Annotated in this window: 27 protein-coding genes; all 27 read left to right on the top strand. The window is 48.9% G+C overall.

Going from position 1 to position 15,591, the window contains the following annotated elements; genetic code table 11:
• Window positions 1-322: 322 nt before the first annotated feature.
• A complete protein-coding gene (locus ACK8P8_RS01630) occupies window positions 323-550 on the top strand; it encodes a hypothetical protein (RefSeq protein WP_195272874.1) in 228 nt (75 codons plus the stop codon).
• Window positions 551-555: 5 nt separating this feature from the next.
• Window positions 556-1,026, top strand: coding sequence for a hypothetical protein (locus tag ACK8P8_RS01625; RefSeq protein WP_306449710.1), 471 nt, complete (start codon window positions 556-558; stop codon window positions 1,024-1,026).
• A 2-nt stretch (window positions 1,027-1,028) separates the two neighbouring features.
• Window positions 1,029-2,072 carry a ubiquitin carboxyl-hydrolase gene (locus ACK8P8_RS01620; RefSeq protein WP_410025439.1) on the top strand — a complete coding sequence of 348 codons (1,044 nt, stop codon included), beginning with the start codon at window positions 1,029-1,031 and terminating at the stop codon, window positions 2,070-2,072.
• 190 nt (window positions 2,073-2,262) lie between these two features.
• Window positions 2,263-2,502, top strand: a complete 240-nt coding sequence (locus tag ACK8P8_RS01615) for a hypothetical protein (RefSeq protein ID WP_410025438.1) — start codon at window positions 2,263-2,265, stop codon at window positions 2,500-2,502.
• Entirely contained in the window at window positions 2,499-2,912 is a 414-nt protein-coding gene (locus ACK8P8_RS01610) for a hypothetical protein (protein ID WP_306449712.1), read from the top strand. The genes ACK8P8_RS01615 and ACK8P8_RS01610 overlap by 4 nt, the downstream gene beginning before the upstream one ends.
• 26 nt (window positions 2,913-2,938) lie before the next feature.
• Window positions 2,939-3,124, top strand: coding sequence for a hypothetical protein (locus ACK8P8_RS01605; RefSeq protein WP_306449713.1), 186 nt, complete (start codon window positions 2,939-2,941; stop codon window positions 3,122-3,124).
• A 1-nt stretch (window position 3,125) separates the two neighbouring features.
• On the top strand, window positions 3,126-3,782 hold the full coding sequence (locus ACK8P8_RS01600) for a hypothetical protein (protein ID WP_306449714.1): 657 nt from the start codon (window positions 3,126-3,128) through the stop codon (window positions 3,780-3,782).
• Window positions 3,783-3,793: 11 nt separating this feature from the next.
• Window positions 3,794-4,678 (top strand): hypothetical protein, encoded by an 885-nt coding sequence (locus ACK8P8_RS01595; protein ID WP_306449715.1) that lies wholly within the window; start codon window positions 3,794-3,796, stop codon window positions 4,676-4,678.
• 273 nt (window positions 4,679-4,951) lie between these two features.
• Window positions 4,952-5,332 carry a hypothetical protein gene (locus tag ACK8P8_RS01590; protein ID WP_306449717.1) on the top strand — a complete coding sequence of 127 codons (381 nt, stop codon included), beginning with the start codon at window positions 4,952-4,954 and terminating at the stop codon, window positions 5,330-5,332.
• 84 nt (window positions 5,333-5,416) lie between these two features.
• Window positions 5,417-6,628, top strand: a complete 1,212-nt coding sequence (locus ACK8P8_RS01585; RefSeq protein ID WP_410025437.1) for a hypothetical protein — start codon at window positions 5,417-5,419, stop codon at window positions 6,626-6,628.
• Window positions 6,629-6,645: 17 nt separating this feature from the next.
• A complete protein-coding gene (locus tag ACK8P8_RS01580; protein ID WP_306449719.1) occupies window positions 6,646-6,840 on the top strand; it encodes a hypothetical protein in 195 nt (64 codons plus the stop codon).
• 23 nt (window positions 6,841-6,863) lie between these two features.
• The gene (locus tag ACK8P8_RS01575; protein WP_306449720.1) at window positions 6,864-7,217 is read left to right on the top strand and encodes a hypothetical protein; all 354 of its coding nucleotides are present in this window, start codon (window positions 6,864-6,866) and stop codon (window positions 7,215-7,217) included.
• On the top strand, window positions 7,189-7,779 hold the full coding sequence (locus tag ACK8P8_RS01570; RefSeq protein WP_410025436.1) for a hypothetical protein: 591 nt from the start codon (window positions 7,189-7,191) through the stop codon (window positions 7,777-7,779). Before ACK8P8_RS01575 ends, ACK8P8_RS01570 begins: the two co-directional genes overlap by 29 nt.
• Window positions 7,780-7,787: 8 nt before the next feature.
• On the top strand, window positions 7,788-8,090 hold the full coding sequence (locus ACK8P8_RS01565; protein WP_306449722.1) for a hypothetical protein: 303 nt from the start codon (window positions 7,788-7,790) through the stop codon (window positions 8,088-8,090).
• A gap of 66 nt (window positions 8,091-8,156) precedes the next feature.
• Window positions 8,157-8,963 carry an N-6 DNA methylase gene (locus ACK8P8_RS01560; RefSeq protein ID WP_306449723.1) on the top strand — a complete coding sequence of 269 codons (807 nt, stop codon included), beginning with the start codon at window positions 8,157-8,159 and terminating at the stop codon, window positions 8,961-8,963.
• A 32-nt stretch (window positions 8,964-8,995) separates the two neighbouring features.
• Window positions 8,996-9,589, top strand: a complete 594-nt coding sequence (locus ACK8P8_RS01555; RefSeq protein ID WP_306449724.1) for a tyrosine-type recombinase/integrase — start codon at window positions 8,996-8,998, stop codon at window positions 9,587-9,589.
• Window positions 9,590-9,724: 135 nt separating this feature from the next.
• Entirely contained in the window at window positions 9,725-10,240 is a 516-nt protein-coding gene (locus ACK8P8_RS01550; protein WP_306449726.1) for a DNA gyrase inhibitor YacG, read from the top strand.
• A complete protein-coding gene (locus tag ACK8P8_RS01545; RefSeq protein WP_306449727.1) occupies window positions 10,237-10,815 on the top strand; it encodes a hypothetical protein in 579 nt (192 codons plus the stop codon). Before ACK8P8_RS01550 ends, ACK8P8_RS01545 begins: the two co-directional genes overlap by 4 nt.
• Window positions 10,816-10,839: 24 nt before the next feature.
• The gene (locus ACK8P8_RS01540) at window positions 10,840-11,313 is read left to right on the top strand and encodes a hypothetical protein (RefSeq protein ID WP_306449728.1); all 474 of its coding nucleotides are present in this window, start codon (window positions 10,840-10,842) and stop codon (window positions 11,311-11,313) included.
• Window positions 11,294-11,560: a hypothetical protein gene (locus ACK8P8_RS01535; protein WP_306449729.1), complete on the top strand. Its 267-nt coding sequence runs from the start codon at window positions 11,294-11,296 to the stop codon at window positions 11,558-11,560. Before ACK8P8_RS01540 ends, ACK8P8_RS01535 begins: the two co-directional genes overlap by 20 nt.
• Window positions 11,560-12,042, top strand: coding sequence for a hypothetical protein (locus ACK8P8_RS01530; protein WP_306449730.1), 483 nt, complete (start codon window positions 11,560-11,562; stop codon window positions 12,040-12,042). The genes ACK8P8_RS01535 and ACK8P8_RS01530 overlap by 1 nt, the downstream gene beginning before the upstream one ends.
• Window positions 12,039-12,494 carry a hypothetical protein gene (locus ACK8P8_RS01525; protein WP_306449731.1) on the top strand — a complete coding sequence of 152 codons (456 nt, stop codon included), beginning with the start codon at window positions 12,039-12,041 and terminating at the stop codon, window positions 12,492-12,494. Before ACK8P8_RS01530 ends, ACK8P8_RS01525 begins: the two co-directional genes overlap by 4 nt.
• A 3-nt stretch (window positions 12,495-12,497) precedes the next feature.
• Window positions 12,498-13,181, top strand: a complete 684-nt coding sequence (locus ACK8P8_RS01520) for a hypothetical protein (protein WP_306449732.1) — start codon at window positions 12,498-12,500, stop codon at window positions 13,179-13,181.
• Window positions 13,182-13,193: 12 nt separating this feature from the next.
• On the top strand, window positions 13,194-13,721 hold the full coding sequence (locus tag ACK8P8_RS01515; protein ID WP_410025435.1) for a hypothetical protein: 528 nt from the start codon (window positions 13,194-13,196) through the stop codon (window positions 13,719-13,721).
• On the top strand, window positions 13,670-14,287 hold the full coding sequence (locus ACK8P8_RS01510) for a hypothetical protein (protein ID WP_410025434.1): 618 nt from the start codon (window positions 13,670-13,672) through the stop codon (window positions 14,285-14,287). The genes ACK8P8_RS01515 and ACK8P8_RS01510 overlap by 52 nt, the downstream gene beginning before the upstream one ends.
• 37 nt (window positions 14,288-14,324) lie before the next feature.
• Window positions 14,325-15,305, top strand: a complete 981-nt coding sequence (locus ACK8P8_RS01505) for a phosphoadenosine phosphosulfate reductase domain-containing protein (protein ID WP_306449735.1) — start codon at window positions 14,325-14,327, stop codon at window positions 15,303-15,305.
• Between the two features lie 24 nt (window positions 15,306-15,329).
• Window positions 15,330-15,560, top strand: a complete 231-nt coding sequence (locus ACK8P8_RS01500) for a hypothetical protein (protein WP_099290300.1) — start codon at window positions 15,330-15,332, stop codon at window positions 15,558-15,560.
• Window positions 15,561-15,591 lie beyond the last annotated feature (31 nt).

Here is a 15,591-nt window from a genome sequence, read left to right as displayed (position 1 = left end):
AGGTCAGGAGTTTAATGGTGCAGCTGATAACAGCAAGGACCATTGTCCCAAACCATCTGATTAGATGGTTATGGACAGGTCCGTAGCTGAATAGCTGCTCATATCGAACAGATATAGCAATGTGCCGGCCTGATTGAGACTTACGGGCAACGCAGCCCGATTTTGCATGAGGAATTGAATTTAACATACAGTATTCTACCTGGATCCTGACCAGGCGATTACCTGGTTCTGGATCCAGGACCTACTGTATTCATCAGAGCTATAAAGCCATGCGTCAGCGATTCGAGTGCATAAAATGACAAACAATTTAACCAGATAAAAAATGAACGTAAAAGACATTGAAATCGGAAACTGGTATCATATCTCGGGAGATATAGATAACGGGACCAAGGACGGGAAGCCTTACACCTCCCATGACGAAGTTACACGGAGAATCAAACGGGTTACGGACACCCACATCATTTGCGAGTGCGACAGGAAATTCCTGATTAACGACAACCTGAAGCTGAGCATTCCCGCCTTCAGGAGAACAGACATGGCCAATTCGTAGAAGCTATGGACAATATCTATCAGGAAACTGTCCGTGCCGTAGAAAACGGGGCGCGTTTCAAGGTTGATTTCCAAACGCGGAGCCTCAAAGTAAACGGCAAGTACGTCATCCGGAACGGCTCGTATGAAGGCGTGCTCGGAATACCGCATTGCAGCGATGAGGAATTCTTCTCGAAAGTGGAAGAGCTGTACCATCGTTACAAGCACTCGATTCCGTCGGAACGCAGCGAGAGTACATCGCACCGCTATTTTATGGCATTGCCTGAACGAGAACTAAGTGATGATGACATGCTCTATGGAGAGCGGCGCGACAAATCACAAATCGAACTGGAACTGTTCATCCTCTGCCAACTGCTCGGCGGCTTCAAATGGAATCCCGAGAAGTTCGGCAGGTGGTTCTGGCAGAGCAAAGAAGACAAGGAACTGGTAATACTCAGACAATGGGTAGAGCCGAATAATAATCAATCAACTATTTAATCATGAAGAAAAAACAAGAGACGAATGTTACGTGCCCGGCATGCGGGACGGAACTTGCCATCGCAGGCAAAAAAGTTACCATCGCAGAAACCCCTGCGGCATCAATCAAACAGGCACGACTGCCCAAAACGGCGCACGAACGCATCGAGGCACTCCGCAGTGTCGGCGTGGACGTGAGCTGCCTGTTCGCTATGCAGGGAGCCAACGGCGGCGATTATGTCGCCTCGAACAAGGACGGCAAGCTGTCGATTCTGGACGACAACGACCCGATTTTCGATTACATCCTCGAAAAGGGAACCGTACCCAACCGCCGTCTGTTCCGCCGCTTCGTCATGGCGCAGATGTTCCACATGCTCTCCTACAAGGACTACGGCGCTTGGGGTCCGGTCGGCGTGACCGAGATGATCCACCGTCTGGGCTATGAGTACCAGTGGAAAATGCTGCTCGACGAACTGCGTGCCCAACAGAAGATGGAGCGCAACGATCCCGAGAACTTCGCGGACAGGAACCGCTGGTTCAACGTCAAGGTCGCCACGGCTATGGCGGAAGATTACATCGAACACCTGAAAGCGCATGTCGATGGCCTGCCGGTCAAGAAATGCAAGGGCATTCCTTACAAACGTTTCGGCAGCAACAACATCTTCGTGCAGGACCTGCACTCCAAACTCTACAGCCCGCTGCGTCTTGCAGCCTACCACATCGGAGCGGCTAAAAATGCCACCCAACTCTACAATGCCGTGAAAAAGTTCAACGACAAGCGGTTCAAGATGAAGCATGCCACGCCCCAAAGCAAGGCATGGATAGATGCCTACAAGGGCGCCGGCGCATTCTACACGATGCAAAACCTCATCCGCTTTCACAACTGTACGGCCATCGACGACAGCGGACGACGGCTGGACAAATACCAGTCGCTCGCATTCCTCTCGGTCAAGGCCGAAGAGTATAAGAACGGCAATGGCTGGCGCCTGCTTGCCGCACTGAAAAAGATGCTCGACGACAACAGCATCGACATCAAAAAGAAGATGGCCCAGTGGCGTAGGAAATAAGCCGTCATCGCCTGGCAGGCTTGATGTGATGGACCGAAAACTTTCAGTTCGTCTTCCTTGACAGGATCCTGAGGCGCTGGCTACACGCCGTGCCTCAGGATCCTTCCGGAAGACCATACATCGAACGGATAAAGCCATGCCCCATATCGGTAATCGCATCATTTTTTCATACAATCAAAAAACAATCGAAATGGAAGAAAAAGAGATATCAGAAGTGCTGCTCGATATAGCAGATGACCTCAAACGCAAAGGCGATCAGCCGTGTGACCTTACCAACGACTGCGGTGAACCGACCGTGTTCGATGCCCGGAGCGAACTCTATATCCAGTACATCACACTCAATAAGGATGGTAATCCCTGCGCATTGATCCCGCTGGGATATTTGGAGGATGAGACGATCCGCGAAATTGCAAAGATGGTACATCAATGAACCGTCTGTTCAATCCTGCCGCCGAATGCACCGATCCCGATTCGCTACAATTCTGCTTGAAAATATCAGATACGGTATTCTGGTATTGCGAGCCGAATACCTGCCACCCGGATTTACTGCCGTGTGCTGAAACTGAGGCCAGCCGGATACACCAACGGTATCTCGGATACCCGACAAAGTTTCTGCACGATGCGCACAATGTGCCCGAGGTCCGAAAATTTGCAACGGACAACATGCTTTGGCGGGAAGGCAAAATCGACGTAACGGATTTCAGCCGGTCGGAGCAAGAAGAATTACTGAAAGATTACGGTTACAAGTGGGATGATTTCTCCACAGACATCGACCGTAACCAGATCATTTGTGAGAACCATTTCGAGCAATACCTGCTCGACTATCGAAACGACATTTGAATGAACAATCAAAAACATAAATCATCATGCAATACGAAACGACAGATTGGCGCGCGAGGGCCGTAAAATACCTCCAACAATACACCCGCGCCATGCGGGATGTGATAGAGCGTTTTGTCGAACTGTTCTGGGATCAGGATGTGGCGGACGAAGAGAACCTTATAGCTTTCGAGAATTACGAAAGCGAGTTGGAAACTGCTTATACATACTGATATGAACAGATACGAACAAATAACCTATAAAGGACACCACATCAATATTTACTACGATGACTGTCCCGAAAGTCCGCGCGAGTGGAGCAACCTCGGCACGTTCTACACGGCACACCGGCGTTACCGTCCCGAAAAAGAGTTCGACGAACATTTCGACTTCGACGAAGTATGCGACGGCCGCCCCGGAAACATTCGGAAATCATTCCTGCAAAAACATGTCGCTTTGAACCTTTTCCTCTATGACCATAGCGGTCTCAGCATTTCATCAGGCCCATTCTCGTGCCTATGGGACAGCGGATGGTTCGGGATTGTGGCGGTCAGTGTTGAACAGGTAAAAAAGGAATACGGCTGGAAAGTGCTCACGCAATCCCGCCGCAAGAAAATCGAGGAATACCTCCAAAATGAAATCGACACGTACAATGAATACCTGCACGGTGAAGTGTACGGATTTCAGGTTACGCCGGAAGATGACGACACGGAAATTCTGGACAGTTGCTGGGGCTTCTTCGGTGATGACGGGCTCGACCAGCTCAAAAGCGAATGTCAGGCGTACATCGATGATAAAATTGCCGAGGACAACCGGCAAAAACAAGCCGGGCATCTCCGCACATTCGGTCTGGAGCTCCCATTTCCGGAATTTGCATTATCAACAAACTAACACATACCGCAATGGCTGATAAACTGAAATATAACGCAACAAAAATCATAAACGGCTACAAAATAGACGTTAAGGTGCGGCTCGATGATGACTGCCGCAACGGACATGCCGACTTCGGCATTACAGCAACCATCTACGAAAAGGACAAATACGGTGTCTGGAAATGGTGCATGGCAGGGTGTTGCCATGAACAAATTGCAGTGGCCTTTCCCGAACTGTGTCCGTTCATCGCCTTACACCTGTGCGACGCCAAAGGAGCACCGATGTATGCGCAAGGCAACGGATTCTACCACTTGCGAAACAGCTCCAAGGAGGTTACAATGAGCGAACTCCGTATTACCCAACAAGAGTACGACCGATTCCTTCGTGAGGCGGAAGACCAACTTTACTTTACCTACCTGCTTCAGACGATGGGAATACCCGCTCGTTGGGAGGAGGAAGCTCGCGCTGCAATCAAACAACTCGAAGAACTGACCGGAGAACAATTTGAGGACACCTCCGTTCGCTATCAATTCACCCCTCTCACAGAGGAAGAATTCCAGCTTGTGGAATCCCGAATTGCCGAAGGGTATTATCTGCCCGCCAACATCAAAAAACGCAGACACGAAGCTCTGCTTGCTGCCAGACGGAAGAAAATAGAAGACCTTAAAACCCATGCGGCAAATGAAAAGGCGAAAATCGATCAGGAACTCACCGTCAAACTCCACGTGCTTCGCTGTGGTATGCCACTCGACAACTTCATCTACTACGACCATCGAAACACGGGCGTATTCAACTGGCGGGATTATGCTTCCAAGAACGACATCGTTACCCAGGAACAATTTGACCGCTTCCTGAAAAAAGTGGACTATTCCAAACTGCCTTCCGGCATCGAATTCCAACTCAAATCCGCGTGACATGATACAGGTACGATATATTCAGGAATGCGTATGCGGAGCGATGACCGTAACATTTGAGAACGGCGCAAGTAACAGTATGAGTCGCGAAGTTTTCAACCGTATCGGATTCACGGGAGAACATCTGCCGCAGGTCTTCTGTAATTGCAATCATTGCGTCAACCATTGGGGCATCGATCTCTGCAAATGCGGCTCGGGGCAGCCCGTCGGCAAATGTGACTGCGGAAGTGATGAAGCCAGCGAGGAACTCGGCATAAAAAGGCCTTTTGTCGGATGGGTATTTTAGCAGACCAAATCAACGCACTCAACCGTTTGGAAGAACAGTATAAACGGGAGAAAGAACGTATTGAACAAGCCATTGCCGATACCGTGCGCAACGTAGGGCAAAATCCGGCTGTCAAGCCAATCGGGAAAAACATGTTCACGATTCCCATGTCCGAACTGACAAACGCCCCTTGGTCTCCGGAATTCCACGACTGGACGATTCAAGCGGAACGCCTGCTGGCCGTACTGAACAAAAAGCCGGCTAAAGATTGGCTGACATTCATAAGGGAACTGCTCGACAAAAACTCCGGTAACGGGTGGTCCGGTGTCACAGTCTGCAAACAGGTACTGAGCAAAAAATTCCTCCGGAAGGTTCTCGAACGACTATAAAAATTAACACGAGAGAGAAGGTCTTCGTCTTCGCCTTCTCTTTTTCATTTTCAACTATTCTTCAACAGATAAAACAGAAACATCATGAGATACGTCGTAGATGCCCCGATGGTCGCCCATCTATGGGCACATCAAAGTCAGGATAGTGCACGAAATGGGCGCAACTTCTACTTCGAGGGCAAAGATATTTATTCCTATGGATCACATTTCCGATGTGCCTCGGTAGAAGCAAATCAACAAGGGCAAAAAGCCTATCTGGTAACGACCCGGACCTATTCCAACACCACCTGCAAACACATGGGCATGGTGCGGAAAGCAATTCCCTACGGAGAACTGATTTTCTACACACCCCGGTCGGTTTCCCTACACAACAACAAGCTGTCGGAATACAGCTATTACGAATCGGCATATTACATTGTCGATCAGGTGGAAAAAATCAGTGAATACATCAATGCGCAACAGAAATCCCGCACTCAGAATTATACGGAACATGTCAAAGAATGCCTGCTCAACATCGGGCGCTGGATTGAATTCTGGGGACTTGACAAACGGCAAAAGTCTGCAACCGGTCGCTGGCTCATGCCGGTACTGGCCAAATTGAGCAGTACCGCAAAAAAAGACATTACGAAATTCTGGACCGTAACAGGCGAACGACCTCGTTATTGCAGTGAACTGCCGAGAGAAAACAAGTCAGAATATCAGGAGTTGTTCCTCGATATTCTTGCACGAGGTCTGCTTCAGCCCACATCAGCCGCAGAATACAAGCCCCGGCTTTCTCAACTCTTTATTGACCGTACCGGCGATCCGCTGCTATGGGAGCATTTTGCCGAACGTAAAGAACGGCAGGACGCAATCAATCGTCGTAATGAAGAACTACGGGAGCAGCGGTATGCCGAACGTCGTGAGAGATGGTTGCGTGAGGAAAAGGAGCGGTGCCTCATAGCCAACATGTCTTTCGAGGAGAAAAAAGAACTATGGTATTCGGGCGAAATCTCAAATAGATGGTTCACCGTTCCTTACGGTCTTGACTTCAATGCGTTGCTCCGGGTACACAACGGGTGCATCGAGACCTCAATGGGCATTCAGGTCAAAGCCAAGGAAGCTGTCCGCCTTTGGAAATTGGTTGAACTGTTCCACAAAAACGAAGCCGACTTCCGACATGACCTTGTCCATGATGCCAACAACCATAATTGGAGTATCAATTCATACAAGAACGACATTCTGACGGCCGGCTGTCATCGCATCAGATACGAAGAAATGCGGAATGCCGCCCGACAACTTGGCATAGCCGCATAAATAAATGACTGATGGCTATGGAGCAGAAACCAATCCGCAAACTCAGAAAAGGAGAGCTTTTCCGCCTCTCAGACCGCGAAACCGCTCCGGTCTGGGTGCGTGGAGAATATATCCGTGAAGTGAAGAAATACATCACCTACAAATACGATGATGTAAATCACGAGCGGTTAGTCTCCGGCGGCAAGCGTGTCATCGTCGATTTCATTTTTTGACCGACAATAAAAATCTATACAATATGAGCAGAAGTTTACACACCGGAAAAATCTACCGCATTGAATACATGAATTGCAACCACGGAATGTTCGGCGGTGACGGACAAGAAGCATTTTACAACATCCTGTCAATGTTCGATATCGCCAATTCGGCAGAAGACGAGTTCGATGACGATTACGAGGTTCAACGCATTGAATTGGAACGCTTGCGAACGATCATTGGTGAGGAAAATGAAACATATCAGGCACATGCCGAGGAATTTCACGAGGAGTTGAACCGAGCACGAACAAGCAAAGAAGACTTTATAAATGTGCTCGACCTCCTGATCAAAGAAAGCGACCCAGGCAATGATTGGGTTCTCGTCTCTTGGTTCTAATACATCTAAAAATATGAAACGTACAAATGAAAACATCGTCTCCAGCTTCTTCTACTACATGTGGAACCGCTGGAGCAAAACGGAATGCGAAACCGTATTCGGAAGTATGTCCGGCCATTTCTGGGCAAAATGGTGCGGTCTGAGCAGCGCCACGTTGTCGGGTGCAGCCGAACGCTTCTATGCCGAACTGGGCAACAACGCCCGCGACAAAATCGTGGAACGGGCGTGCGAACTCTATGACGGACAAAGGTTCGTTACCGAAAGGGAGGTGGATGAAAGCCAAATCGAGGTATGTGAATGCTGCGGCGGTCGGAATATCGCTCCTGAACCTTATGACGACGGCTGGAGTACACGTACATGGTGTCCGGACTGCGAAGAGGAGCATTATGGCACCAACCTCAAAGAGTACAAGGAGACAATCAATGCGTGGTGGGATTCACTCGACAACGATACGGCAGAACATCTGTCCCAAGGAGCTGAAAACCGCAAAGCATGGTGGCAGTCACTCTCTTTCGACCAACAACGGTATCTGTACAAGAAAAATTATTGGGATAAAGAGTAAGAAAAAAGATGATGACAGAATTACATACTCTTGGCCACTCTGTCGCCATTACCGATGACGAAGAGGAAATCGTTGAGGTTTGGACGACACCCCAAACCAATCCGAAAACTTTCCGAAAAAGGGTAAAAAGTCTGATGATTTCCGGGTTGTCGCAATCGAAGGCCGAACACATTGCCTCCACCGAACCGATGAAACTGGAACTCTTCTATGATGTGGAACTCGGCAGCTTTGCCATTGACGCGGAAGCTGTCGGCAACACTCCGTTATATCATCCCTATACGGGCAACGAAATACCCGATGAAACGACATAGTAAACACAATTTATTCACCCGAGGCGGAGAGCGAAAGTTCTTCGCCTTTTTTATTCTTCAACTGTTATGAGTAAAGGATACAACGCCCCGGCAGAAGTCCGGGAACTGGAGAAACAAATCAACGACTTCACGTATCGGAACGGACTGGACGTGAAGACCGTCTTTCAGGACCTGCTACGCTACATCATCCACGGGTTCTCGCTCCCCGACACGCCTCCGCTCTCCGATTGGAGGTATAATAAAGAACAGACCAAAGTATTCTACGACATGTACGCCACATGGATACAAATCATGTCGCAGCAGATCGAACGATACGGCTGGTACGATGCTTTCGGCGACCTGTTCATGGCACTGACCTCCCAAAGTGGCCAGCAACAGAAAGGCCAGTTCTTCACACCCATGCACATTACCGACCTGATGTCGAAGATAACTATGGGCAAGCAAGAATCGCCGTCCAAAATCATTTCTGTGTGCGACCCTACGGCAGGCAGTGGCCGGACGCTGTTGGCGGCCAAGGCCGACCGACCGCAAAGCTATCTTGTCGCCTGGGACATCGACTACACCTGCTGCCTGATGTGCGTGTGCAACTTCCTGATAAATGGCTGTGTGGGCGAGGTGGTCTGCATCGACTCACTCCGGATGGATAACTTCAGGGGAGCATGGATTGTCAACGAAGCCCTATGCAGAACGGGACTTCCCACAGTCCGCAAACTCGACAAAAAAGAGTACAACCTCTTCAAGCAGGCCGAGATTCCGCCTTACGTCTTCTTCATCAATCAGAAAGGCTACGACGACTATTTCCGGATGCGGGAAACGTGGGCGAAAGTTATGTCCCTTTTTCAGGAACCCCCGATACCTCAAACAGGCATGTGATGCCGCATTATTAACATAAATCCTACATGTCTATGTCAGTCAAAGGTCAAATAACCACCGCCGAACCGCTGGAATTCAAGGATTTCCTCCGCCTGCTTTCCGGCCTTCACGAGGACGGCAACTACCTCTGGGAACTCTATTGCTGCATCTCTTTCTGTACCGCCTGCCGCATATCAGACGTTCGTTCCATGACATGGAAAGACGTACTCGAAAGAGACGCACTCTACAAAATCGAACAGAAAACCGGCAAGACGCGCCAGATTCCGTTCAACGAAAACGTACAGCGGCGAATCACGTCGCTATATAAACTGCTCGGCTCACCGGATAAACGGTTACCGGTCATCTGCAACCCCAAAACGAAGAAACCCTATACTTCACAATACATCAACGACACCCTGAAATATCTGCGGGTAAAATATCGGCTGCCGATCAAACGAATTTCCAGTCATACCTTCCGCAAGACTTTCGGTCGGTACGTTTACGAATTGATGGGACGTACAACCGAATCCCTGATTCTGCTGTCGATGATTCTCAAGCATTCCTCGCCGCAAGTAACAATGGTCTATCTGGGAATCCGGCAGGACGAAATTACCAGTGTATTCGGAAGTATCCAACTGAACTACTGACATATCATTCGCCATAATGATAACCGGAGCTGTTCTGACGTGAGTCCCGGCAGCTCCACCTTTTTTGAAAAATCAAGAGACGAGTAACGCCGGTCTCTCTCATATATCAACTAATCTTTATAAAATCTCTTCTTTATGGATAACATAAGCAATATCATGGCCGCCATTGTGGCCATTCTGAAAAACAACGGTTTGACGGAACTCTCGTTGGGCGATTATGCAGAACAGGAGGATCCGACCTTCATCATTTGGTTCGATAACGACGGAATTCCTTACGATGACCCTGCCATCAAAGTCATCGTGGAGAACTCCGATATCTCGGTAGAAGTGGAGGCCCGTGACTTCTCCAATAATGTAACCCTTCAGGATTACGAAATAGACCGTCTGGAATGGTGGCAAGGTCTCCATGCCGGTGTATTGGGTATTCTCGAAAAGGATGGCAAACGCCGCTGTCCGGCCTGCGGGAAACCGCTTCGCGCCCGACAGAAATACTGCTCCGAGACCTGCCGGAAATTCGCAATGCCCCAGCCGACACCGCAAAAAGTAGCCGAACTGGCTAACAAACGCATTCAGAAACTCATTGCCCGAATCGCACAGGGCAACCGGAAACTACGTGCGGAGTTAATAAAAAAATACATCGTCAAATTATGAAATACAAAGACTATACTATCGAGTACACATCGACAGGTAATACACATGTCGATCACATGGACGATATCTTTTGCAGGGTGTACCGACAACCCAAGGATGCGTCGGAAGCCGAGATGCTGAATAGCTTTATCATTCCGGGTGGAGAGATTCACGATTACGGATCGGCAGAGGCCGCAATAACCGCTTATATGCGGCGGGACTATCCCGACAACGATGAACAGGACGCACAAGATTACCGAAAATTGCAAGAGTATCGTAAAGAACTGCAACAACAGATGAAACTGCTCATCGAACGTCTGCTTACCCGACATGGCGGGAATATAACATCATATCCCGTCACCGACGAATACGGAGGTGGCGATTATCCCGTAACAATGATTTTCTATGGAAGACACGGCGCCCAGAATATCAACATTACCAACGTATATCTCGACGGAGCAGGGCGATTAAAAGCCGGTGGCATCAATGACCATGAAGGTGCCATTACGCGTGAGCTCGAAATTCTCCCCGAGCATTACACAGGGATACTTGCTTTTCTCGCCTTCGCACTTGGGATAAAACCGATTCCCCGTTAAATGCAATTCTAAAAAAACAATGATATGGACTTACACCAGTATTACAGAGAGAACAAAGACGAAATCAATTCGTCTATCATGGAAATTGCCAGCGATTTGGCCGTTGCCCGATTGGTTGACAAACACCAAATGCCTTTCGATTCCTTTGTCGAACCGGAGGACCCTGACGATCCTGACAGCGGAACCTGTTACAAGGAAGAGTATCAGGACGAATACAATCGGTTCTACGACGAGGAATACAACCGCCTTGCCCAACTGATGAAATTCGACATCACGTCTCCCGATGGTATCGCCTGCGACAGCATTGGTTCTCAGGCAACCGAAGTCAAGACGGTTTACGCCACGGTTCGCTACGACATCGAGAACCGAAACGGCAACGAGGTATCCGAAGAGGATATCGACGACATTCTCGACCAGCTCCACCGAGACACGAAAACCGTGGGCGACATCATCGTGAACACAGAAATCTGCGGCCGCAATGACGAAGGTGGTTTTTAGAAAATGGAAGAACGGCGACATCATCGCACTATTTCCGGATGATGTGAATCAACATGACGGCACCGTAACATCCTACATGCACATCGGTCAACACGGAGCCGCAGACTATGCCGGTGTAATCGCCGATACGTCTCCCGCACAAGAAAACGAATACAGGGATTTGCTTAATGAACTGAAAGCCATCGGTTATACCGATCTGCGCGTCGTTCAGCGAGCACGCCCCAAATTCACTAACAAAAACATGTAATGGAAAATAAGACTTACGAAATAGAAATAGACGGACGAATCATTCCCGTCACAACAAAAGAAGTGTTGGACTTCTACCCGAAAGAGTATCATCTTACCGAAGACGATATCCGGCAATACGCCGCCATGTACACTGCCCGAATCAAATGTTACAGAGAGTATGACGGCCCGCTCGATGCCGCTTACGTTCGCAGGCTTTTGGACGAAGAACGCCTGATGAAAAACGGAGAGTCGGACGGCTTCCGCCTGCAACTTGATTTCAGATGGTATGTAGAACTCCGCAAAGAAGACGGACCGCGAGTTGCCCCGTTCAAATATGCCATAGAGGCTTACTGTCTGGACAATATCCAATCTTTCTCACGCCGGTATGTCAGCATGGAAAAAGCACTGCTGCATTGCCTGAACGGATTCAACGAAAACGCAGCCATACCGAATCGCTACGAATCCATCCAAGATTACTTATCCAAACACCCTGAACAATGACAAAAGCAATAATCATCTTCGGTGGCGATGCCATCAGATACTATAACGAAACCGGCCAAATCCCGTCAGCCGAATGGTTGATGGACAACGGCGGTGCAGTTCAGAACATTGAATTCCCCACAAAAGCGGAGTACAACGCCTACGTGCAAGGCGTATCGGATGCCCACTTGTGGGGCGATTATCATATTCTCCCGAAAACTGCCGAAACGCCCCAACCAGAAAGTACGCTTTGGATGCGATTGGGCATAACCGTACACGGGACCAAAGACGACATCGAGAAAATCATTCAAGGAGACCATACGGCTTTAAATCGGCTTCTCGGAAAGAAGAGCTTCGACATTGATGGCGAGACATACATCCCGTCATCCGTGATTGAAGAATACAACAAAGAAAATCAGACCGACTTCGACGAAGAGGATATTGATTTTCCAACTACTTACATATCACAATAAATTATGACACCGCAAGAACAACAACAAAAACTATCGCAAAATATCGTGGATTCTCTCTGCCACATATCCGAACGCCCCGACGGGTGGTTACCTCACATCGTATTCGTGGAAGAAGAAGGAGAAGACGGCTATCCCTGCTATGTCAGGTATAACCTGATCGACTATCACGCGGACGGCACTTGCACGCTCCAGCGCCCGAATACGGATGTTCAGGAAACAGACCGTGAGCTTTGTGAAATCAATGTAGATTGGCTTATAACCGTCTGGAACTGGTACGTCGAGTTAAGCATCGAGCAGAAAACATGGAAGGACCATGCGGTTGAGGTCCTCCTGCAAAACTGCACCGCCGACGAAGGCTTGATTCGGGAATTCGTCGAAGAACACTGGCAGAATCTGCTGCTGGACAAAGACAACAGCAAGGCATTTGAGAATTGGCTGCATCAGGATGAATCAAAGCCACGTTACTATGCTTTCATCTGGAATTGCTGCCATCTGGACCGCAATATTTCCAATGAGCAACTGCTTGAAGCCTGGCGAAACGGTCCTTCCCGCAGCACCACAGACGAAGAAGACGAAACCGAATACGAAGTCGAACGACTGACGCTCGACGAATTAGCCGAGCGCATCAACGATGAATGCTTTAACGATACCGAAGACTATGTCCGATTCATACAAATGACCGATTAACACGGAAACATCATGGAAACAGATAGAAAAGAATACCTCCTGCGTCCTCTTATAGAGGGCGTTGTTTATGAGATCACAGACAATCTCATACGTGTCAGTAATTCCAATACACTCTTCATAAACCTTGAAAAAAGGGAGCGGATTCAGCTTACTGAAGTCGAAAAACTTTTCCGAGAATTACGAAAAATCGCAAAGAATAATCCCCGGCTCAAGCTGAAAGGAGTTACGAAATTCCTTCCGATTATACGAGAACTATATCCGGAATACTGTGATAGCGTCTCTCTTATAGAGAAAAACTTCTCGGAAATCAGCGAACTGTTCAGGCAAATCAAAACCGACGGACTTCACATAGGGTGTCGTGATGATGAATTGCTGAATCTGGCCAATGCAAAAAGATTCGAAATAGAACGTCAACACTACCAAAATAGCCCATATTCTCGATTTGTGAGATGTTATACGAACCTGAAATCCGCTCTGAAAATGCAGGGATGGAAAGACGAGGGAATCGTTTGCTACACCGTATTGCTGTTACCGTTCTAAATACTGATGCCATGTTCATATCAAAATCATTAGCGAAGAAACTTCGTCATTCCGCCTCGGTATTATTACACGACGGAACAGACGAAAACGGCATGCCGAAAGTCGCGGTTCGACAAGTGAAATCCGCTTGGGGTAAATTCGGGCCGACCGGCCGTAATGGCGGTGTCTGCTTTCCTGCGTTATCGGACGGCGCCACCCAAATCTCCTACGCAAACATTTTAGGCTACCATACCGGAAAAGAAGCCAGCATTCAACCTTTGATACTCAAAGACTACTTCTGGCGGTCGAAAATGTCGTACCATGACTGGCCGGAGTTTCTCCGGAACGCGGCAGAACTGCTGCTTGCTTCCCGAACAGATGCCGCCACCCATATCACAGCCTCAAAGCTCACAACCACGAACTATTGGTTCTGCGACAAATGGTACGGAAACCGGCTCTCTTTCGTCCGCTTGCGGGACGCAAAAAAAGCCGCCCGAGAGCAAATCGGAGTAAGCGTAACCATATTCTCCCGCAAAACCGGAGACATCGTCTGTTTCACCCCTGCATCGGGTTATTGCCCGCCTTGATATCACAATGTAGTTCACTCAATACCAAACATACGAAATGGCACAATTCAACATTCAGGATTACGACCGATACATCGTAAGTTTCAGTGGCGGCAAAGATTCTACCGCCACTTTTCTGTACCTGCTCGACCACGGCATTCCTCGTGAAAAAATCGAGCTGTGGCATCAGGACATCGACGGACGGGAACGTAACTTTTTCGACTGGGAAGTGACACCCGACTATTGTCGGCGGTTCGCCCATGCCTTCGGAGTTAAGATATACTTCCAGTGGAAAGAAGGCGGTTTCTACCGGGAAATGATGCGGGAAAACAGCCTGACAGCCCCCAACTGTTACGAATTGCCGGATGGCACTATCGGACGTTCCGGCGGCACTCGCGGCACACCGAATACACGATTACGATTTCCGCAAGCTGCCGCAGATCTTCGCACCAGATGGTGTTCCAGCTACTTGAAAATCGATGTCTGTTCCGCCGCTATTGTCAATCAGTCCCGGTTCAACAACATCCGGACACTCATTCTGTCGGGAGAACGGGGTGAAGAAAGTCCCCAGCGGGCAAAATATGCCATCTGGGAACCTGACAGGGCGGACTGCCGGAACGGAAAACATCATCGCCACGTTGACCGCCATCGTCCCATTCGCGACTGGACGGAAGCGCAGGTCTGGGAAATTATCAAACGTTACCGGGTTCGGGCACATCCATGTTACTACATGGGATGGAGCCGCTGTTCCTGTCGGTTCTGCATCTTCGGCAACAAAAACCAATTCGCCAGTGCTTCCGCAATCAGCCCGGAACGCATTCAGGAAATCGCCCTGTTGGAACAACAATTCGGGTGTACCATCAAACGGAAATGTGACATTCTGTCCTTCATCCGAACCGGTACTCCGTATCATCACATTACCGAAGCATGGAAAACAATAGCCACATGCAGGCTCTATATACTGCCCGTAATTCTTCCGGATGACGAACAATGGGAACTTCCGGCTGGTGCCTTCGGGGAACAATGCGGGCCGGTTTAACAACACCAATAATCCAAATCAATCATGAACAAAGACAGACGAAAACAACTCGAAGATGTGAAAGATTCCCTCGACGAAATCATCGCATCATTGAACGACATCAAGGACGAAGAACAGGATGCCTACGACAACATGCCTGAAAGCCTCCAATCATCGGACAACGGCTCCCGTATGACCGACGCCATCGATGCAATCGACGAAGCCATCTCTTCCGTCGAGGAGGCTCAACAACACATCGACGAAGCTGCCGCATAAAAATAACAGGGCGGCTTGCACCGGTTCCTTC

The organism is Butyricimonas muris (assembly GCF_046365375.1).
In the GTDB taxonomy this organism is placed as follows: domain Bacteria; phylum Bacteroidota; class Bacteroidia; order Bacteroidales; family Marinifilaceae; genus Butyricimonas; species Butyricimonas muris.
Note: the sequence above shows the minus strand (reverse complement) of the source record. Positions and strands in the feature narration are given on the sequence as shown.